Genomic DNA, 20,237 nt, shown 5'->3' with positions numbered 1-20,237 from the left:
GTGGATTTCTCGTGGATCTTTTCCTATTGGCCGCTGCTTGCCGCAGGCGCGGTCCAGACCGTCCTCCTGCTCGTGATTTCGGTCGGCTTCGGCTTCATTCTGGCGATCGGTCTCGCGCTCGCGCAGGTGATCGGCCCGCGCTGGCTCAAGCTCTTCGCTCGCGGCTACTGCACCTGCCTGCGCGGCACGCCGCTGCTGATTCAGCTGTGGCTGCTCTATTACGGCGTCGGCTCGCTGCTGCCGATGATCCCCGGCCTGCGTGCGAGCCTTCTCTGGCCGCTCCTGCGCGAAGGTTTCTTCTTTGCGGCGGTGAGCTTCACCCTCAATTATGCGGCCTATGAGGCCGAGGTGCTGCGCGGCGCGCTGCTTGCCGTTCCCAAGGGTGAACTCGAGGCCGGCCGATCCTTCGGCATGTCGTCCTCGACCCTGCTCAGGCGGATCTGGCTGCCGCGCGCCATCCGCATCGCCTTGCCGACAATCGCCGGCGAAGTCGTGCTGCAATTGAAGGCAACGCCTCTCGCTTTCACCGTGACGGTAATGGACCTCTATGCGGTGGCCTACAAGGTGAGGCAGGACACGCTGCTGGTCTACGAGCCGCTGATGGTCGTGACCGTCTTCTATGTCTGCCTGACGCTTATCATCACCCGCGCCTTCAAGGTCGTCGAAGCGCAAGTGCCGGTACGGCGCTAGCGCGATGACTGCTTCGTCGATTTGGCGGCGCCCGAGGTCCTCATCGCGCCTTTTCTCGGCGGATCGGCAGCCGCTGAGCGGCCAAAAACACTCGGAGAACACTAGAGTCGCCGTCGAACGCATCTCGAAAGGTCCTCCATGTCCCTGAATCGATCGAGCACCAAGGCCGTAACGGATCGCCGAAGCCAAGCGAGAGCCCGGCCGCATTCCGACAATCGCCCGCTGCATTGGGAGACCCTGGCGCTCGACGGCGGCTTGGTCATCGATCCGACGACGAAGGCGATCGCCCCCAATATCTCGATGTCGGTCAACAATCTGCTTGCCCCGGGCGATGGCGCCTTTTCGGCCGACGGCGTCGAGGATCTGACGGCGCTGCCATATCTCTATGCGCGCTGGACCAATCCCACCGTGCGGCAGCTCGAGCAGCGCATGGCAGCACTCGAAGGCGCCGACGACGCGCTCGCGGCCGCGACCGGTCTCGCAGCGATCGCCGCCATGTTCCTGACCTGTCTCAAGGCCGGCGATCACCTGATCATCAGCGATGTCTGCTACGCAGGCGCCAGCGAGCTGGCCCGCCGGATCCTGCCCGACTACGGCATCGAGGTGACCGCGGTGAACATGTCGCGGCTGGATGCGGTTGCCGCGGCCTTCCGGCCCAACACACGGCTCGTGCATTGCGAAAGCCCCTGCAACCCAATCCTGCGATTGACCGATCTTTCCGCCGTGGCGGCACTCGCCCACCAGCGCGATGCACTCGTTTCGGTCGATTCCACGCTGGCCACGCCGGTCGCGACAAGGCCGCTCGCCTTGGGCGTCGACCTCGTGATCCACTCGCTCACGAAGTTCATCAACGGCCATGGCGACGCGCTCGGCGGGATCGTCTGCGGCCGCAAGCAGATTGTCGAGAAAATCCGCTCGCGCGCCGGCGTCTATCTCGGCGCTTCGCTCTCGGCCCACAGTGCCTGGCTCATTATGCGCGGCATCGACACGCTCTTTCCGAGGATGCGGGCAGTATCGGATTCGGCGCTGCGGCTTGCCCGCTTTCTTGACGGCCATCCGGGCGTCAAATCGGTCACCTATCCCGGATTGGACACGCATCCCCAGCACGCGCTGGCGCGGCGCCAGATGAATGCCTTCGGCGGCATCCTCACATTCCAGACGGACGACGCGCAGAAAATGGCGGCCCAACTCGCCGACCGGTTGCGGGTGGTGCACTACGCCTTCTCGGTCGGCCACCAGCGCAGCATCGTCGTGCTTCTCGATACCAACGAGATGATGAAGTCGACCTATGGGCTCAAAGGAGCGCCGCTCGACGATTACCGCGCCTTTGCCGGCGACGGCGTGTTCCGCCTGTCGGTCGGCCTGGAGTCCGTCGAGGACATCATCGACGACCTCGATCAGGCGCTCCGATGAAGACCCGCAACAAAATCCCGACCGAACACCCGAGCGCCCGGGACCGGCTGACGGCATTTGCGCCGTCGGCGGCCCTCCGGCGCTGAACCAGCAAAGTTGGAGTCGATCATCAATGAACCACATACGTATTCTCGACGGCGGCATGAGCCGGGAGCTGATCCGGCTCGGCGCCGAACTCAGGCAGCCGGAATGGTCCGCGCTGGCCTTGATGGAAACGCCGGAGATCGTCGGGCGTGTCCATAGGGAATTCATCGACGCCGGCGCCGATGTGATCACCACCAACAGCTATTCGCTGGTGCCGTTCCACATCGGCGAGGAGCGTTTCCGCTCCGAAGGACGCACGCTGATCGAATTGGCCGGAAAACTCGCCAGGGATGCGGCCGACGAGAGGACCGATCGCAAGGTCATCGTCGCTGGCTCATTGCCGCCGATCTTCGGCTCCTACGAGCCCGAGCGCTTCGACCCCTCGCGCGTGCAGGACTATCTGAAGGTCCTCGTCGAGGGATTGGCGCCCTATGTCGATGTCTGGCTCGGCGAAACGCTGAGCTTGATCGCCGAAGGCGATGCGGTGCGCGCCGCAGTTGCGGCGACCGGCAAGCCGTTCTGGATCTCGTTCACCCTGGCCGACGATGCAGGAGCTCCGGAGGGCGACGAGCCGAGGCTCCGATCCGGGGAACCCGTGGCCGCGGCCGCCGCCTGGGCGGCCGGCTCTGGTGCCGAGGCGCTCCTGTTCAACTGCAGCCATCCGGAAGTCATGGCGCGCGCCGTCACTGTCGCGGCTCAAACGTTTAGGGAAAGGCAGGCGGTTATCGGCATTGGCGTCTATGCCAACGCCTTCGAGGCGGAAGAGACGGAGGGCGCTGCCAATGAGACGCTTCACCACACCCGCGCCGACCTGACCGCCGACCGCTATTCACGCTTTGCCTGTGATTGGGTCGAGGCCGGCGCCTCCATCGTCGGCGGCTGCTGCGGCATCGGCGCTCGCCACATCCACAACCTGGCACGCTGCTTGAGGGGCTAAGCGGCAAGGGCCGGGACGGCTACCCGCCCCCGGCTCACTGCGCCTCTTGGGATTTTGACCTCACCACAACAGCGCGGCTTGCCGCTGCGACGGCGATCGCGATGACCACCAGAACCGTGGCGACGGCGAAAGTGGCGCGCATGCCGGTGGCGGTGGCGGCCGCAGTCTCCCTCGCCGCGGCGAAGGAGAAGACCGCTCCCATCATCGATGCGCCGGTGATCAGCCCGAAATTGCGCGAGAGGTTCAAGAGCCCCGAGACGGTGCCCCGCTGCTCGGGCCGCGCGTCCTTCATCACAGCGGTATTGTTTGCCGCCTGGAACAGCGCGTAGCCGCCGGTGAGAATGACGAGCGGCATGACATAGCCGGCGACGCCGAGCGCTTCCGGAACGAGCGAGAGTGCGAGGCAACCGGCCGTCATGGCGCCAAGACCGGCGGCGGCCATGCGCCACACGCCGAAGCGATCGACGAGCCGCCCCGCCGGAATGCCCGTCAGCGCCGAGACGACCGGTCCGACCGACATCACCAGGCCGACGAGCGCCGCATCAAGCCCCAGACCGCGCGACAGGTAAAACGGCCCCACCACCAGCGTCGCCATCATCACCGTAGCGACCAACATGCTCGTGGCAAGTCCCGAGCGAAACGACGGCTGATGCAGCATCGCGAAATCGACCAAGGGTGACCCCGTCCGAAATTCCACTAATAGAAAGACACACATGCCGAAGACGGCCGCCAGCAGCAGAACCAGGTTGGTCGCCCCGAAGCTGCCGCGCCCGATGGTCATGGCGAGCGCGTAGGCGCCGAGGGTGAAGACGAGGATCAGCGTACCGGCGAGGTCGAAGCCGGGCCGGCACGCCCTTGATGCCGGACGATCCGTCGGCAGTGCGTGGCAGGCAAGAAGCAAAGCCAACAGGCCGATCGGCACCGTGACCAGGAAGATCGCCCGCCAGCCGAAGCCGGCGATCAACGCGCCGCCCAGGGAGGGGCCGAGCGCCGTCCCGATCGCCGACATCGTGCCGAGCAGCCCCATGGCGCTGCCAATCCTTTCCTTCGGGACGACCTCGCCGACCAGGGCCAGGGCAAGCGCCATCATGGCTGCGGCGCCCAACCCCTGCAGGGCTCTCGCCGCGACGAGCCAGGAAAGATGCGGCGCGGCGCCGCACAGGCCGGATGCGATCGTGAACAGGGCGATACCGGCGAGCAGCAGTTTGCGGCGGCCGACGATGTCGCCGAACCGACCGACGCTGATGATCAGCGTGGTGATGACCAACAGATAGGCGAGGACGACCCACTGCACCTCTTGAAACGAGGCGGAGAAGGCGTGGGTCAGGGTGGGCAAGCCAACATTGGCGATGCTCACGCCCAAGGAGGCCAGCAGCATGGAAAGGGAAAGGCTGGTCAGTGTCCAGCGGGCCGAGATCGGCTGCTCCATGCCAGCAGCAACCGTGTCATACGGGTATTTTGTCATCGTCGTTCCTCTCATCGGCGTCGCTCGAGAGGTAAACCGTTGCCGGAGATGGCGGAAGACGCACCATTTGCATTGCATTCATGCATCTGACGCTAGTATCAATTCATGCTATCGTCACCCGCATGTCGCATCCGGACCTCAATCTTCTCGTCACCCTCGATGTGCTGCTTGCCGAAGGAAGCGTCGCCGGCGCTGCCCGAAGGTTGCGGCTGAGCCCCTCCGCCATGAGCCGGCAGCTTGCGCGCTTGCGCGCTACGACCGGCGATCCGCTGTTAGTGCGGGCCGGCCGCGGCCTCGTCCTGACACCCCGCGCGCTCGAATTGCGTGAGCGCGTCGGCCACCTGGTCGAGGAGGCGGAGGCGGCGCTGAGGCCTGCCGACCGTTTGGATCTCGGCCGGCTCGTGCGGACCTTCACGCTTCGCACGAGCGACGGCTTCGTCGAGAATTTCGGGCCGGCCCTGATCTCCAAGGCCGGCGCCGAGGCACCGGGCGTGCGGCTGCGCTTCGTCCCGAAACTCGACAAGGACAGCACGCCGCTACGGGATGGCAGTGTCGACCTGGAGACCGGCGTCGTAGGCGGGAGCCAGAGCCCGGAGATCCGCACGCAGGCCTTGTTCCAGGATCGCTTCGTCGGCGTCGTGCGTGTCGGACACGCGCTCTGCCAGGGCGAGATCACGCCCGCCCGCTATGCCGCCGGGCAGCACGTGCTCGTCGCCCGCCACCGTAGAGATAACGGGCCGATCGATGCCGCTCTGGAGGCGCTCGGTCTCGAACGGGAGATTACCGCAACCGTTGGCGGTTTTTCTCCCGCGCTGGCGCTGGCGAAAAACTCCGACATGATTGCCACCGTCCCCGAGCGCCACACCGGCAACCTTCGTGACGATCTGTTCAGTTTTCCCATTCCGATCCCCATTCCGGAGATCACCGTGTCGATGCTTTGGCATCCACGCCTCGAGGCAGACCCGGGGCATCGTTGGTTGCGGGCGTGCGTCCGGGCAATTTGCGCGAAGCGGCCGACGGACTCGCGGTCGGAAAAGAAGATCGCAAATGTCGCAGGTACCGCCTGCTAATCGAATGTGCTCTCGATCGCTACGGTGCTACGAGCACTGCGGCAGATGCGGCTGGAGCGAGGCTGGGCGAAATCTTCGCTTGAATGCTCGTGCGCTGCGCGAATAGACGGGCGGCAGAGTCGGCTCCGAAAGGAGAAACCCCTGCACATGTGTCGCTCCGGCGCACCTGGCGGCCTCAAGCTGATCGTATGTTTCGATGCCTTCGACAACCACAATCGATGCCGCAAAGGAGGCCAGAGCGACCAGGTCACGCAGGATCGGCGCGGCATCACCCAGGCGGTGCTGCGCAAAACATGCGTCGATTTTCACGAGATCGACCGGGATGGTCGACAGCGCATTGCCGGTCCCGAACCTGTCTATCGCAATTCTATAGCCCATCGCGCGGGCGCTGCCGAGCAAGTTCGCGGCGAAGGGCGTTTTCAGAGGCTGCGTTACCTCAAGAACCATGCGGGTCGCCAAGGCGCTGTGCCGCGAGAGGAGGTCGTGCAACACCATGCAGCTTCGCTCATCGGCTATGATCTCGGCCGAGAGGTCGCAGCCGAGCACGTCCGACGGATGGCAAGCGAGCCATTCAAACGCCAGGTCGAGGAGATCGAGCCCGAAAGCCAGAGCGATCTGCGACGCTCCGGGGAAAGCGGAGAACTCTCCGCGGGTTCTGACCGTACCGTCCGGCTCCACGAATCTCGCGAGGCATTTCGAATAGAGGACCTCGCCTGGATCAGCGACGGCGTTTATCTGTTGCAGGGAAAACCCGATCCGTCCGTGCTGCATCGCCCGCACAGCACCGCAAGTTGCGTCGTCGCGTGTCTGCAAATTCATGGATCAAGCCGCCCCAAACGGATTGCGGACGGATGCCGGCTGCTGCCGGCACCGTCCGAACTCAGGTTTACTCCGCAACACCCAGGTCGTCAGCTGTTTCCGGCAGCGTTTCACGTATCTCGTCGATCTTGCCGAACTCCGGTCCGACGCCGAGTATCTCTTTAGCCTCGGCGAGATCGTCGTCGGTTACGACGCCATCCTTGCTGAAACTCTCGAGTGCCTCGCGAAGCGCTTCGTCGCTCAAGGCCGGATCGGTCGCGATGGCGTCGGAACCGTTCTCAGCCTCGAACTCCGCATAGGCAATCGCATAGTCGGAGATCGCGGCCATCCGCGGGTCGTTGGAGTTGAGATAGGCGTGATAATTCCGGTTCAGCGAACTGAACCCCGAACCGCGCACGGCGCTCTCAAGTTCCTCATCCGGGTCCAACGGATCCGTGTCCGAAAGGTCTGAACTATCCGAGGCGTCCGACGTGTCCAATGTATCCGACGTGTCAGGCAGCGTTTCGCGTATCTGGTCGATCTTGCCGGTTGCTGGCCCGACGCCGAGTATCTCCTTGACCTCGAGAAGGTCGTCGTCGGTCACGACGCCGTCCTTATCGAAGCTTTCGAGTGCTTCGCGGAGCGCCTCGTCGCTCAGGGCAGGATCGGTGGGGATGGCGTCGATGCCGTTCTCAGCTTCGAACTCGGCATAGGCAATCGCATAAGCCGAGATCGCTGCCATGCGTGGATCGTTGGAGTTGAGATAGGCGTGATAGTTCCGGTTCAGAGAACTGAACCCCGAGCCAAGCTTTACCTTTTCAGGTTCAACCGTCTTCGGCTTGCCCGCCGCGACGTGTCCAGACTTCACTGGCTTGGCTGCCTTGATCGTCTTCTTCGACTTGGTCCCGCGCGAAAAGAGCGACTTCAGAGTCTTGTCGCCATGGCTCTTGCCAGACCGCGCTTTGTCCTGCTTGCCACTGCCGGAATGCGACTTGCTCTGGCCGCCGCCATGACCGCCTCCGTTGCCGCCGCCATTGCCACCGCCGTTTCCGCCGCCATTGCCGCCGCCATTGCCGCCCTTGGCAAAAGCAACACCCGAGGCGCCGAAGGTCACGGTTGCAAGAGGAGCGACCGCGATCGCCAGGGCAAGGACGCTCCTTCCGATTGTCTTGGAAATAGCCATAGCCGGCCTCCTTGGTTTCACTTGCCTCATGCTTGGAGGCGTCAGATTTCTTACCAAGGCGACGGTAGCTTGAGCGGGGTCGCGCCACCATGGCTGTCGGACTATTGCGCTGGCTTCTCGGACCTAGGTCTGACAGAACGGGCCACAAAAGGTCCGAGCCACCAGCGCAAACGTGGCGTGCCATTGACCCGCCTATAGGAGACGGTAGTTATATCGGCATCAATCGAACGATGTGCCGCCAACGAATCGAGCGGACAGGCCCGAGATTTGTCGTGCGCGCCAAAGACCTGATCACAAGATGGAACGCCCAGCCCCTGGCGAAGCAGTTCCTGATGGCCGGCGGGATCGTCGCCGCCACGGCAATGATCGTGGTGGGCGCGTTCGTCACGAGCCTTATCGAGGACGCCGTCACCCGAAACTCGGCGGCGACGACAGCGCTCTACGTCGACAGCGTGATTGCGCCTCTGCTGCCGGACATGCAGACGACAGAAGTTCTCGACGATACCGTTTCGCGTGCGCTCGACGAGACACTTGGCCAGGGCGCGCTCGGTGGCCGTTTGCTGGCGTTTCGACTTTGGCGGGCGGACGGCACCATCCTCTACGCGAATGAAGAGAGCATGGTCGGAAAACGGTTCGAGCTAAGTCCTGAACTGAAGGCGGCATTCGACGGCGACGTCGTGGCTCAGTTCACGCCGGTAGACGATCTCGATGGCGAGACCGAGCGCGCAGCAAACAAGCCGCTTCTCGAAATCTACAATCCCGTGCTGCAGCCCTGGTCGGGACAGGTGGTCGCCGTCTCCGAGTTTCATGAGATTGCCAATGATTTCGAGCTCAGCCTGGGCCGGGCCAGAATCCAGACGTGGCTGGCCGTTGCGGGCTTTACGCTTGCATTCTTCATCATGCTTTCGGCAATCGTGATGCGCGGCAGCAGGACGATCGACAAGCAGCGCCTCGCCCTCAAGCAGCGCGTCGAGGAACTTTCCGCACTGCTTGAGCAGAATGAGATGCTGCGCGGGCGCTTGCAGCAGGCGTCGCAGCGGGCCACGGCTCTCAACGAACAGATGCTGCGCCGGATCGGTGCGGACCTGCATGATGGCCCCGCTCAACTGCTGGCCTATGCCTCGCTGAGGGTAGATAGCGAGGCGTTGATGAGCACGGCGACCCCGACAGACAAGCGCGAACGCGAGGTCGCCGCCATCAAGGCAAGTCTCGACGAGGCGATGCGTGAGATCCGAACCATATGCAACGGGCTGGTCCTGCCGCAGATCGAAACGGCGAGCCTGCGAGAGATACTCGAGCGCTGTGTCCACGCCCACCGGCAGCGAACCGGCTCGGCTGTGGATTTGTCGCTGTCCCGTCCGCCGGATCACCTTTCCCCCTCGGCGAAGATATGCATATACCGTTTTGTGCAGGAGGCGTTGAACAATGCCTACCGACACGGCGGAGGCGTTGGGCAGCGTGTCGTGCAGAGCATGGACGGCAACAGGGTGCGGATCGAGGTAGCCGATGGCGGGCCCGGTTTCGATCCCGACAAAGTGAGGCCGACGAGCCTCGGGCTTGCCGGTCTGAGAGAGCGGATAGAAAGTCTCGGCGGAACATTTGAACTGAACGGCGCCGCTCCGGGCACGGTTGTCCGGATGTCGCTCGGCATCGAGGAGGTGGGGCAGCTATGACGACTGCGATTCGCGTTGCGGTGATCGACGATCACCCTCTGTTCAGAGAGGGGGTGACGAGGAGTCTATCGGAGCTCGAAGGCTTCGAAATTGTAGCCGAAGGCGGCTCGCGCGACGATGCGCTGAGAATTGCCGAGAACCTGGCGCCCGACGTGATGCTGCTCGATATCTCGATGCCCGGGAGCGGACTCGAGGCGGTGCCGCTTATTCTTCAGATCGCTCCGGCGCAGAAGATCGTCATGCTCACCGTTTCGGAGGCAGGCGACGACGTCAAGGCCGCCCTGCAGGGCGGCGCCAAGGGCTATATCCTCAAGGGGATCGGATCGAGAGCGCTGGCGGATGTCATCCGCGCCGTCGCCTCCGGCGAAAGCTACGTGGCTCCGACACTGTCGGCCAAACTCCTGTCCAACAGCGCACCCCCCTCGGCAAGCAAGTTCGACCTGATCCACGACCTGACCACTCGGGAGCGAGAGGTTCTCAATCTCGTCGCATCAGGAATGAGCAACAAGCAGGTCGCTCGCAAGCTCAATCTGCACGAGAAGACGATCAAGCACCACATGACGCAGATCATGGCAAAGCTAGACGTCGCCAACCGGACCGAGGCGGCGATGGTGCTGCGCGACGCCCTCGACCGCCCGCTCAGTCAATAAGGGATAGCAGCCGCTTCTGGTCAGCCGACGTCGCGCGCCGGTTCACAATGGTGCGCCCGCGGCCGTCTTTCATGATGTAGCGGCCGTTTTTGATTTCTTCGCTTATTCCTTCGACATGGCGAATTTTCAAGATCGAGCCGAAGGTTCCGACCGCCGCACCTTTTACCCTCGCTCCGCTGGAACTGCTGCTCGAACTGCTGCTGTTCGAACCGCCCTTTCCATTGCCGTTACCGCCGCCATTGCCGTTGCCGCCGCCATTGCCGCCACCATTGCCATTGCCGCCGCCATTGCCACCATTCTTGGCGAGGGCGGATTGAAGCGAGAGTTCGAGCGCGGAGTCGGACAGGGTTGCCTTGTAAGGCAGGCCTGCGAAGACGAAGCCGATCGTCACGGTGCACAGGACCGCCACGAACTTTCGTCCGCTGGTCTTGGCATTGCTGCTAAGAAAAATCATTGGCGCACCATTCGCCTGGCAGTGGCTATCAGCATGACGAGCAAAGGCCGGCTTATTGGAGTCGAGCCGATCCGGCGATCTTCGTGCTCGCCTTTCTCGCAATACCTTGCCCACGGCGCAAATCAATCGTCAACCCGCGGCTTGCCTTAACGAGTGTTCTTGGACCTTTCTCACGTCGCGTCTGGACATTCGCCCAGCCCACTTCCGACCAAGGTCTGAAAGAGATCGGCTTGGCCATCGGGCCGCAGCGACAAAGAGAGCCCGCCGGATGGAACCGGCGAGCTCGACCCCCGCGCAGGAAGGGACGGCGCTGCGCGAAGATTTGCGTCAAGAACAGCACTTTCGCCTATAAGTTCCTTTTCTCCTCAGCACTCAGACCTATGCGCGTGCCGATCAGACCAAGGGCCGATGCGCCGTGCGGCGGAAGTCCAGGTCACGACAGGGCCCCACTCGTTATGGCGCCTTGTCCGCGCTTTCGACCATTGTGACGGCATCAGGTGGATAGACACGGGTTTGCTGGCGGGGCTCCGTGAGCAAATCCCCGACGAACAGATAGGCGCTCAACACAGCGATCATCGCAAGCATCAATGCGACGGGTATTCCGCTGCGGGCTTCTCGTTCCGGATAGGCCGATATTCTGTATCGCATCGCGCATCTCCATTCGTGTGGGACGCGAGGTAAAATCCCCGCCGCGTCAGACCGGCCGGCATTGCCGCTAGCCTTCACGCTCGTGCCAGCCGAGCCGGCACTACCTCAACGGCAGCTATGCGGTTCCATGGTCTTTCGTTCCACTGAAACGTCCTCCTTAGACCTTTGTCATTGGAGACTGGTCCGAAAGACGGGGGCAGATATCCGACCAAGGTCTAGTCAGGAACTGACATCGTCGTTCGTCCGATTACTTCGAGAGCACTGACCAGCGGCTCAGAGCCACAAGCCAACTCGTCGTTCCTCCGAAAAGGAGCCGCCGCCGATCGGTGCCCTTGCCGCTCCGGAGATCTTGAAGGACCTATCACGGATATTTCATTGTGCAGTGCAGCAACTAATTCCGCTAGGCGACGTTATGGCTTGGTGGCGCCCCGGCTGCTGACGCAGGAGATATCCATTCATGAGAACAGTACCCGACACGCTTGCAAGGATCACGCGGCTCAAGTCAGGCAAAGCCGAGCCTGCTCAACTCCGCAACAGGCTTTTCGCGCTTACGAATTTCGGTTCTAACCCCGGAGCACTGAAGGCCAAGTGCTATCTGCCGAAAAGGCTCGCGAAGAAGCCGGCGCTTGTCGTCGTCCTGCACGGCTGCACGCAGATCCCGGCCGACTACGACGCCGGCTCGGGCTGGTCGAAAATGGCCGAGGAGCATGGCTTCGCGCTTCTCTACCCGCAGCAAGTGCGCGACAACAATGGCAATCTCTGTTTCAACTGGTTCCTCCTCGACGACATCGGCCGCGATAAGGGCGAGGCACTCTCCATCCGCCAAATGATCGGAACGATGGTCTCGAGGCACAAGCTTGCCAGCGAAAGGATATACGTCACCGGGCTTTCCGCCGGGGGCGCAATGGCGAATGTTCTGCTCGCAACCTATCCGGACGTCTTTGCCGGCGGGGCGATCATTGCCGGCCTTCCCTATGGAACCGCGTCTACGGTCTCGGGGGCATTCGAGCGGATGCGCGGGCACGGCATTCCGAAGAGCCGGGAGCTGCGCGCCGGCCTTCGCGCCGCCTCCCTCCACAGCGGACCCTGGCCGACGCTTTCCGTGTGGCACGGAACCGGGGACAGCACCGTTGCCGAAGCGAATGCGCGGGCGATCGTCGAACAATGGCGCGGCGTTCACGACGTCGCTTCGGCGCTGGCCGTCACCGAAGCCGTGGACGGCCAGACGCGGAAGGTCTGGAGGGACGCCGACGGACGCGACCGCATCGCGCTCTACACCATCCGCGACATGGGACATGGGCTGCCGCTCGACGTGGCGAACGGCTACGGGAAGAGCGGTCCCTATATGCTCGACGTCGGCATCTCTTCCACCGCACACATTGCCCAATCCTGGGGGCTGACGCGAAAACCCGCGACGGTCCGGCGGCGCAAATCGGTGGCCAAGGCGCCTCCCGACCGCCTCGTGCCTGAGGATCGCTCGTCGTCACCGGACGACAAGATCCGGAAAGTCATCGATTATGCGCTTCGCGCGGCCGGCTTGAAGCGATAGCCGGCATCCACCGCACGCGGCGGCAAAACTCTAAAATCAGTCGCTACCCGTGCGGCCGTGCCAAGGATCAGGGCCTGGATTGCGCCCGGCTGCGGCCGCGGCCAGCCGGTCGAGATAGTGGGCCCAGCCTTCCGCATGGCCGGCGCATTGCTCGGCACTGGGCAGGCCCGAATGGGTCAGGCGCAGCAGCGTTCCGTCCGGCTGTTCGATCAGGTCGATCTCCACCAGGCTCGATCCCGGCGGCACGACCTCGCTGCCCTCCCAGCCGAAGCTGTAGGCGAGCCGGTGCACCGGCACGACCTCGCGGAAGGATCCGCGGGCAAAGCGGGCCCCGGTGACGTTGACCAGATAAAGCCCCTCCGGCTGCGGCTCGATCTCCGCCTCGGTGCCCATCCAGCGCAGGATCTTCTCGGGGTCGGTCAGCAGCGCGAAGACCGCCGCGGGCGGCGCGGCAATATGCGTCTCACGGCGGACGACGAGGGACTCTTGCATCGGTCTCCCCCATGGTTGCCCCCTTGCGGCGACGGATCGGCAGGCGGGATCGGGACCGTTCCAATGATAGCCCCTCGGCGCCGGATGCGAAACCACCAATACGCCCCGCGCGAGCAGACCCGCCCGAGACGAGTGTAAGTATCGATCTGCAAGTGATTTCTTTCCACCAATTTCGCTTCGAGAGGTCACGCGCAGACGCGGATGACAGGCCGCCTCTCCTGGCGCTATGCTTCCCGCATGGACCTGCCCGCACCCCTCGGCTGGCTGCTGGACGAGGCCGGCGCCTCGCCCGGCCCCGACCGTTTCCTCGCAGAGCTCGGCAGCCGGCTCCTGGCCGAACGTCTTCCCTTGGCCGGCGGCGCCCTGACGCTCGCGGTGCCGCATCCGATCATCGCCCGCCGCACCTGGCTGTGGCGCGCGGAGACGGGGGCGGTGATCGAATCTTTAGGCTTCGCCGGCGGCCCGCCGAGCCATGCCGAGCGCGACTGGCTGGCCGGACTCGGTCCGGTTCTGGAGGACACGGTCGGAGCGGCGCCCGACAAACCGGTGCTCGCCTGGGCCGGGATACGCGGCTTCGACCCGGCCGAGGCGAGCCGGCTGCGCCAGGCGGCCCGCTTTGCCGCGGCGCCACTGGCAGCGCTTGCCGAGCGGGCTGCGCTGTCGGCGCTGCTCGAGGCCTATCTCGGCCGCCGCAGTGCCGCACGGGTCCGGGCCGGCGCACTGACCCGCGGCACCGGCGAGACCATCCGCGCCGTAATGCTCTATGCGGATCTGCGCAATTTCACCGCGCTCTCCGAGGCAACCCCGCCCGCCGAGATGATCGCGTCGCTCGACGCCTGGTTCGACCGCGTCGCCGGGGCGATCCACGCCTTCGGTGGCGAGGTGTTGAAGTTCATCGGCGATGGCCTGCTGGCGATCTTCCCTGTGACCGGTTCGGCAGCCGAGGCCTGCGAGGCCGCCCTTCGCGCCGTCGTCGCCGCCCGCGCCGGCATGGCGCATCTTGACGCCGCGCGCCAGGCCCAGGGGCTGCCGCCGCTCCCCTTCGGTACGGCACTGCATTTCGGCGACGTCCTCTGGGGCAATATCGGCGCCGTCGACCGGCTGGATTTCACCGCTATCGGCCCCGCCGTCAACCTCGTCAGCCGCCTCGAGGGCCTCTGCCGCCCGCTCGGCCGCTCGGTCCTGATCTCCGGCGCCGTCGCCGAGGAAACCTCAAGCCCGCTGCTGCCACTCGGCGACCACGAGCTCCGCGGCATCGCCGCGCCCTGCGCCGTGTTTACGCTGGCGGAGGGGTGATCGGGGACGTCGTCCGTCGCCCTCCCCGCCACCGGTGGCGCACCGAGGCACGGCAGCGCGAGCGTCGAACGCGCAGTTCGTAGCGAAGACGTCGCCCCAATCCGCAGCCTAGGCCTCTTTCCAAAGACGCGTCAGGGGCCCGTCGGCGCCATGGAGCGGGTCGGTTGCGGGGAGCGGCAGGTTGGCGATCGTTTGCAGGGCGCTCGTGCTGGCGGCCCGCGTCTGGATATCGGCCGTCTGCCCGGGCGGATAGCCGCCGACGACGAGGAAAGCGTCGCTCGACCCGAGGTTCCTGTGACCCGTCCCCGCCGGTAGGACGAGACAGTCGCCTGCACCCACCTTCAGCACCACGCCGTCCGGACCGCCGATCAACAGCTTCGCATTGCCTCCGGCGATGCCGAGGACTTCATGTGCGCCGATATGATAATGCTGATAGGAAAAGACGCCGTTGCGCCACAGCCCCTGCCAACCGGCCGCGGCAAAGCGCCGCTCGAACGCCGCCGCATCGCTCTCCGCGGCGGACAGAGCCTGACGATAAAGAAGCACCGGCAGCCTGGGGTGGTTCGGCACCCATTCGCTCGGCTGGAATTTCATGCATTCGGGTTCGCGCATCTCCGGCTCCGCCCATTAGATGTCGTTCCCATTATTTATAGGACCTGATTCGACGAATTCGAGCGATCGCCGGCAATTGGGCGCGAGGGGTGCAGCCGTCCCGGCCGGCCGCTCAACAGGAGCGGAGTGTCTGGGATGGAAGCTCTCCGAAACGGTTGCGGTAATCGGTCGCCAGACGCCCCATATGCGTAAAGCCCCATTTGAGCGCTATGTCGGCGACGCTTTGCCCCGGCCAGGCCTGGGTCAGCTCTTCGCGAAGCGCCTTCAACCGCAGATCCTGGAGGTAGCTCATCGGGGTGGTCATTTTGAATTGGCGAAACCCCTGCTGGAGGGTACGCGAACTGACCCCGCAGGCGGCGGCGACCTCTACCAGGGTAATCGGCCTCGACAGGTTGGCCATCATGAAATCGACCGCCTTCTTCACATGCCGCGGGACCGGCGAAACCGCGCGGCGCATTCTTTCCGAGAAGCGGTGAGGCACCGTGTCGAGGAGCAGCTGGATCAAGGCCTCACTTAAGTTTGTCAGCGCGAGGGGCGACCTGCGCAACGGTGCATCGCCAGTAAGGCCCGCTCTCAGCGTCTCGGCCATGCTGGCAATTGCTGTTCCCGGTCCCGACAACAGGTCGAGTTCCGGCGAGAACTCCAGGGCTCCGGAAACCGGCATTTCGACAATGTCGCAGAGCTGGCGCAACAGCGCAGCTCGATCGATAGCGACGAACATGTGCTCGCGAGCGCTCAGGGATTGAGCAGCAATGCGGCGGTCGCCTTCTATGACTGCGCCCCGGCCCGGCGATGTGCAAAAGGCCTGCCTTCCCATGCGAAGATCTACACCGCCACGAAGCGGCACGATCAGCACCAGCTGACCGTCGGCCTCGCTCTCGAAGAGGATCCGCCCATCGATATGCGTGCAGCCGATCGATAAAATGCCGGCATTCGCCCAGGCGCAATTGTAGTAGATGCTTTCCCTGCCAAGCGGCCGGACGACGACACTGGAGACCCAACTCGTCAGCGTTGCTGCAAGGCGGTCCGGGTCGCGCCCTTCGAACGACACCCAGTCCGGACGCGTCGCCGAATCCCCCAATGCCATCGATACTCTTCTCCTTGCTTACATTCTATGAGCAGAATTCCGCGGGTGGCGCCGTCACGCTGAAAGGTATGCCATAATACATCGCAGCGGCGGCACAGCATCATACAATGGACCTTGTAATGCAACAGGCTGCATTCGATGCACCGAGTTGCAGGTGTCCCGCGGCAGATACTTTCACGCCGAACGCCGCATTCACCGCAGGACGTCCGCGCCCGTGAAAACAGAACCGCCGACGCGCCGCCTTGTATCGGAGGGGTTTTCTCCATAGGTCGCCCTGTAGACCGCGGAAAACCGCCCGAAATGAAAGAAGCCCCATTTCAGGCAGATCGCTCTCAGGGTCTGATTGTTCTCGGGATCGAGGAGGTCCTGGCGTGCCGAGCGCAGGCGAAGCCTGAGGAGATAGGCGGCGGGCGTCGTATCCCGGAAGGCGCGGAAGCCGGTTTCCAGAGCTCGGACGGAAACGCCGGCAGCTTCGGCAACCATAGGCATGGTGATCGGCTGATTGATATTGGCTTGCATGAACTCGATCGCCCGGCGGACATGGCGCGGGGCGATCAGGCACGGCTTCTTGTCCAGCAAGTGCGATAGCCGGTGGGGGACCAGGCGCACCACCACGTCGGCAAGCGCCTGCGTCAAGTGCGCCATAGCGATTGGCGACTGCAGCAAGGGACCGCCGTTGCGTATGCCGCCCATGATCGTTTCTGCAAGATTGCCGATCAACTGGCCGGCCGGCGTGGACAAGCTCACCTGCGGCAGCAGGTTCAGGGATCCGTCGAAGGGCGCCTCGAAGGTCTGACCCAATGTCTGAAGGACAACGGACCAGTTGATCAGGAGCTCGTCTACGACATTGTCTTCCCCGTGCATGATGACGCTGTTGGGTTCGAAATTGTTGTAGAGGAGCAACTCTCCTCGCCCCGCCTCCGCCGTCCGCGGCCCGTAGGTCACGCCCATTCCGCCGTTTCGAGGCAGGACGATCGACAGATACTCCGCCGTATCGGCGGTCGGCTCGATGTGGAACTGGAAATCGCTTTGATGATAGCCGGTGATCAATACTGCACTGTCGCAGGCCGAAAGGTCGATCCCCCAACGGAAACTCTGGGCCTGGCTGATCGGCTCCGCTGCGAAGGTGCCGAAAGCGCCGCCGAGCGTTTCGATCATGCTGTCGAATGACGAACCGCGAAACTGAAACGATGCCTGTGCAGCGCTGTTATCCGACATGCGACCCCGGTTGCATCCCTCAAAGCCGCCACGACAGACCCAGCGGAAGGGTGCCCGTCACGTCCTCGCCGGCGTCCTCCCGCAGACAGCGGGGATTTCCCTCCTGGTGTCGCATGCTTCCCCTACCGTCGGAAGCCGTGGCGCGAAACTGCCCAAAGCATAGGGCCGGCAAAATCGATGCGCAACAGTGTCAGGCGCTACGACGCCTTCGCCTTCAGCAGCCGGGCAGAGCGCGCTTTCGCGTACCTGGAGAGTCCGATCTTGATGCCGACCAGCACCGGGGCGGCGACGACGAACAGCAGTGCGACCGCATTGAAGGCCGTGTCAAAGGCAATCACGCTGGACTGACCTGTCACGGTCCGGCCGAGAAGGCTGGTTGCCGCTCGGCTGGCGGCGGCTGCGTCCATCCCCTTTGCTGAAAGCATAGCCGCCGTGGTCGCCAGCCGCTCGATCACCGCGGGCTTGCCGGCAGTGACATTGGCGCCGAGGACGGCGAGATTGGCGACGAGGTTATGGTCGATCAGCGTCTGGAGCGCTGCGACCCCCGCGAGCCCGCCGAGCTGGCGGCCTGTATTGAAGAGACCGATCCCGGAGGCGAGATTTCGGCTGTTGAGGTTGCCGAAGGCGATCAGCGTGATCGACAGGAACAGGAAGCCAAGGCCGAGGCCACGCAGCAGGATCGCCGCCATCATGTCGTCGGCACCGCTCTCGCTGGTCGAACCGGAGAGCATCCACATCGCGACCATGATCATCAGGATGCCGAACGGCACCGTGGCGAAGGGCGGAACGCGGCGTACCTGGAAGAGAAAGGCGGCGAGGAGCAGGGCGGCGATGAACAGCCCGCCGCTCGGCAACAGGAGCAGGCCGGCGTCCGTAGGCCTGAATGCGAGGACCGATACGGCAAAGGACGGAATCAGGAACGCGCTGCCGAACAGGGCGGCGCCGGCGACGAAACTGACGATGAAGGCGAAGGTAAAATCCTCCGATCCGAACAGGGTGAAATCGATGAGGCCCCGGCCTTTGGCCAGAACCTGCTGGCCGAGAAATGCCAGCAGCGTGGCTGTGCCGATCACCGTCAGCCACAGGATGCGCGGCTCCTCGAACCAGTCCCATCGGCTGCCCTGGCTGAAGACGTAGGTGAAGCAGAAAAGCGCGACCGAGATCAGCGCGAAGCCGATCCAATCGAACGGACGGTGCACGATCTCGGGCGTTGTCGGCGGGTTCGCGATCAACAGCAGCCCGACAGCCGCGAGCGCCACCGGAACGACGCTGAAGAAGATCCATGTCCAGGATTGGCTATCGATCAACCACCCCTGAAGGGCAGGCGCGATTGTCGCGGGGGCGACGACGGCCCCCATCGCGAATAGGGCCTGCAGGATCGGCTGGCGGGATCGCGGATAGGCGAAAAAGATGATCGCCTGGCCGGCGACAAGCAGAGTGCCACCGGAAAGGCCCTGGAGGATGCGGAGGGCGACCATCAGGTCAAGGCGATCCGTCATGGCGGCAATGCCGCAAGCCATGCCCATGACCAGGGTTGCGCCGATCACCAGGTTCAGCGGACGAATACGGTTCATCAGCCAGGGGGCGGCCAGGAATCCGATAAGCTTGAGCGTGGTATAACCGATGTCCAGCCAGGCGAACTCGTCCGGCGTCGCATGGGTGTCGCCAATGATATCGCCGCGTCCTAGCGACAGGACGGTGCTGGCGATCGCTTCGGTCAGAGTGGCAAGCACGATGCCGGCAATAAGAATGGTTCCGGCCGTGGATCTGTCGCGGCTCGTGGCCGTAAATACCGTGGTCATGAGCCGCCTCCCGGCGCGATTTCTACGCGCGCGGACAGGCCGGGCACGATGCGGCCGGGCGAGGGATTGTTGGCAAGCCGGATCTTCACCGGAACGCGCTGGACGACGCGAACGAAGTTGCCTGTCGCATTGTCCGCGGGAAGCAGGCTGAAGGCAGAGCCGCTGCCCGGCGCAAAGCTGTCCACCACGCCGTCAAGCGCCCCGTTCGGATAGCCGTCGATGGTGATGCGGGCGCGCTGGCCGGGCCGGATATGTTCGAGCTGGGTTTCCTTGAAATTGGCCACGACCCACACGTCGTTGACCGGAACGATCTCGAGCAGGGAAGCGCCGGGCGCGACAAGCCGACCGACGCGGACCTGGCGGTTGCCGATGACGCCCGCGACCGGCGCCCGTACGATGGTGCTGTCGAGATCGATCTGGGCGAGGTCGCGCGCCGCCTCCGCCTGCGCGACGGCAGCAACGGCCGCTTCGCGCTGAGCGGCAAGGACGGCGATGCGGTGCTGCTGCGCCTCTACCGTCGCAGCGGCGGCCGAGACGTTCGCTTCGGCTCTGGTGCGTGCCGCATCGCTTTCATCGACATGGGCCTGGCTGACGGTGTTGCTGCGGATGAGTTCGCGGCGGCGATCATAGGCCTTGGTCGCCAGATCGAGCTCGGCCGCGGCCGACCGGCTCTGGGCCTCGGCCTGGCGGATGAGCGCATGCTGAAGCTCTGTCTCGGCATCGACATTGATGAGGCGAGCCTCGGCAGCTTCGACATTGGCGACGGCCTGTTGAAGCCGTGCACGGTAGTCCCGATCGTCGATCCGGAACAGGACGTCACCCGCTCGGACGGTCTGGTTGTCCTGAACCGCCACGGCCGTGACGTAACCCGCAACCTTCGGCGCGAGCGACGTCACGTCGCCGCGGACATAGGCATTGTCGGTCGACGCTGCGCCGCCCGAACTGGCCCAGGCCCAACCGCCGGCCATGACGGCGACGGCGCCGACGCACAGAGCCAAGCCGGCGATCTTCTTCTTTTTGGATTGCGCCACGACGACATTTTTCGCAGGGCTCCTGCCGGTGACGATGGCGATCTTGTCCTCGAGCGTATCCATTTTCTCAGTTCCTGTTGGATGC

General features: G+C 64.1%; 17 protein-coding genes and 1 pseudogene. 8 read left to right on the top strand and 10 right to left on the bottom strand.

The genetic code is table 11. The features are described 5' to 3' along the window. From NXT3_RS25550 to NXT3_RS25540, 3 genes are all read left to right on the top strand, one after another. On the top strand, window positions 1–690 hold the full coding sequence (locus NXT3_RS25550; protein WP_104840925.1) for an ABC transporter permease: 690 nt from the start codon (window positions 1–3) through the stop codon (window positions 688–690). A 138-nt stretch (window positions 691–828) separates the two neighbouring features. Then, window positions 829–2,103, top strand: a complete 1,275-nt coding sequence (locus NXT3_RS25545; protein ID WP_097539936.1) for a trans-sulfuration enzyme family protein — start codon at window positions 829–831, stop codon at window positions 2,101–2,103. Between the two features lie 112 nt (window positions 2,104–2,215). Then, window positions 2,216–3,124, top strand: a complete 909-nt coding sequence (locus tag NXT3_RS25540; protein WP_097539937.1) for a homocysteine S-methyltransferase family protein — start codon at window positions 2,216–2,218, stop codon at window positions 3,122–3,124. Window positions 3,125–3,158: 34 nt separating this feature from the next. Here the strand turns inward: NXT3_RS25540 and NXT3_RS25535 are convergent, their stop codons facing one another. Continuing rightward, window positions 3,159–4,589, bottom strand: a complete 1,431-nt coding sequence (locus NXT3_RS25535; RefSeq protein WP_097539938.1) for an MFS transporter — start codon at window positions 4,587–4,589, stop codon at window positions 3,159–3,161. Between the two features lie 122 nt (window positions 4,590–4,711). Between NXT3_RS25535 and NXT3_RS25530 the strand changes: the two genes are divergently transcribed. Next, window positions 4,712–5,659, top strand: a complete 948-nt coding sequence (locus tag NXT3_RS25530) for a LysR family transcriptional regulator (RefSeq protein WP_097527534.1) — start codon at window positions 4,712–4,714, stop codon at window positions 5,657–5,659. A 27-nt stretch (window positions 5,660–5,686) separates the two neighbouring features. On the opposite strand, the gene NXT3_RS25525 is transcribed toward NXT3_RS25530, so the two are convergent. After that, window positions 5,687–6,478 (bottom strand): EAL domain-containing protein, encoded by a 792-nt coding sequence (locus tag NXT3_RS25525; protein WP_097527515.1) that lies wholly within the window; start codon window positions 6,476–6,478, stop codon window positions 5,687–5,689. Between the two features lie 67 nt (window positions 6,479–6,545). Next, window positions 6,546–6,881, bottom strand: a pseudogene (locus NXT3_RS33180) (hypothetical protein); the annotation flags it as partial. A gap of 989 nt (window positions 6,882–7,870) precedes the next feature. On the opposite strand from NXT3_RS33180, the gene NXT3_RS25515 reads away from it, so the two are divergent. Then, the gene (locus NXT3_RS25515; RefSeq protein ID WP_097527513.1) at window positions 7,871–9,313 is read left to right on the top strand and encodes a sensor histidine kinase; all 1,443 of its coding nucleotides are present in this window, start codon (window positions 7,871–7,873) and stop codon (window positions 9,311–9,313) included. After that, a complete protein-coding gene (locus NXT3_RS25510; protein WP_037424659.1) occupies window positions 9,310–9,963 on the top strand; it encodes a response regulator in 654 nt (217 codons plus the stop codon). The genes NXT3_RS25515 and NXT3_RS25510 overlap by 4 nt, the downstream gene beginning before the upstream one ends. Here the strand turns inward: NXT3_RS25510 and NXT3_RS25505 are convergent. Continuing rightward, window positions 9,953–10,417: a hypothetical protein gene (locus tag NXT3_RS25505; protein WP_097527512.1), complete on the bottom strand. Its 465-nt coding sequence runs from the start codon at window positions 10,415–10,417 to the stop codon at window positions 9,953–9,955. The two genes, NXT3_RS25510 and NXT3_RS25505, sit on opposite strands and share 11 nt — an antisense overlap. 1,105 nt (window positions 10,418–11,522) lie before the next feature. Here NXT3_RS25505 and NXT3_RS25495 point away from each other — a divergent pair. Next, complete coding sequence (locus tag NXT3_RS25495) at window positions 11,523–12,614, top strand: extracellular catalytic domain type 1 short-chain-length polyhydroxyalkanoate depolymerase (RefSeq protein WP_104840923.1); 1,092 nt, start codon at window positions 11,523–11,525, stop codon at window positions 12,612–12,614. Between the two features lie 36 nt (window positions 12,615–12,650). Here NXT3_RS25495 and NXT3_RS25490 read toward each other — a convergent pair whose 3' ends face one another. After that, on the bottom strand, window positions 12,651–13,106 hold the full coding sequence (locus NXT3_RS25490) for an SRPBCC family protein (RefSeq protein WP_037424655.1): 456 nt from the start codon (window positions 13,104–13,106) through the stop codon (window positions 12,651–12,653). 237 nt (window positions 13,107–13,343) lie between these two features. Here NXT3_RS25490 and NXT3_RS25485 point away from each other — a divergent pair, with 237 nt between their 5' ends. Beyond that, entirely contained in the window at window positions 13,344–14,402 is a 1,059-nt protein-coding gene (locus NXT3_RS25485; RefSeq protein WP_104841403.1) for an adenylate/guanylate cyclase domain-containing protein, read from the top strand. A 108-nt stretch (window positions 14,403–14,510) separates the two neighbouring features. Here the strand turns inward: NXT3_RS25485 and NXT3_RS25480 are convergent, their stop codons facing one another. From NXT3_RS25480 to NXT3_RS25460, 5 genes are all read right to left on the bottom strand, one after another. After that, entirely contained in the window at window positions 14,511–15,014 is a 504-nt protein-coding gene (locus tag NXT3_RS25480) for a cupin (RefSeq protein WP_104840922.1), read from the bottom strand. A 112-nt stretch (window positions 15,015–15,126) separates the two neighbouring features. Next, window positions 15,127–16,101, bottom strand: coding sequence for an AraC family transcriptional regulator (locus NXT3_RS25475; protein WP_097527509.1), 975 nt, complete (start codon window positions 16,099–16,101; stop codon window positions 15,127–15,129). A gap of 192 nt (window positions 16,102–16,293) precedes the next feature. After that, window positions 16,294–17,319, bottom strand: a complete 1,026-nt coding sequence (locus NXT3_RS25470) for a helix-turn-helix domain-containing protein (RefSeq protein ID WP_097539945.1) — start codon at window positions 17,317–17,319, stop codon at window positions 16,294–16,296. Between the two features lie 197 nt (window positions 17,320–17,516). Further along, window positions 17,517–19,121, bottom strand: coding sequence for a DHA2 family efflux MFS transporter permease subunit (locus tag NXT3_RS25465; RefSeq protein ID WP_104840921.1), 1,605 nt, complete (start codon window positions 19,119–19,121; stop codon window positions 17,517–17,519). Continuing rightward, window positions 19,118–20,215, bottom strand: coding sequence for an HlyD family secretion protein (locus NXT3_RS25460; RefSeq protein WP_104840920.1), 1,098 nt, complete (start codon window positions 20,213–20,215; stop codon window positions 19,118–19,120). Before NXT3_RS25460 ends, NXT3_RS25465 begins: the two co-directional genes overlap by 4 nt. Window positions 20,216–20,237: the final 22 nt, after the last annotated feature.

The sequence above is a fragment of the Sinorhizobium fredii genome, assembly GCF_002944405.1.
Classification (GTDB): domain Bacteria; phylum Pseudomonadota; class Alphaproteobacteria; order Rhizobiales; family Rhizobiaceae; genus Sinorhizobium; species Sinorhizobium fredii_C.
The sequence above is the reverse complement of the archived record's forward strand: the minus strand, read 5'-3'. Positions and strand labels throughout refer to the sequence as shown.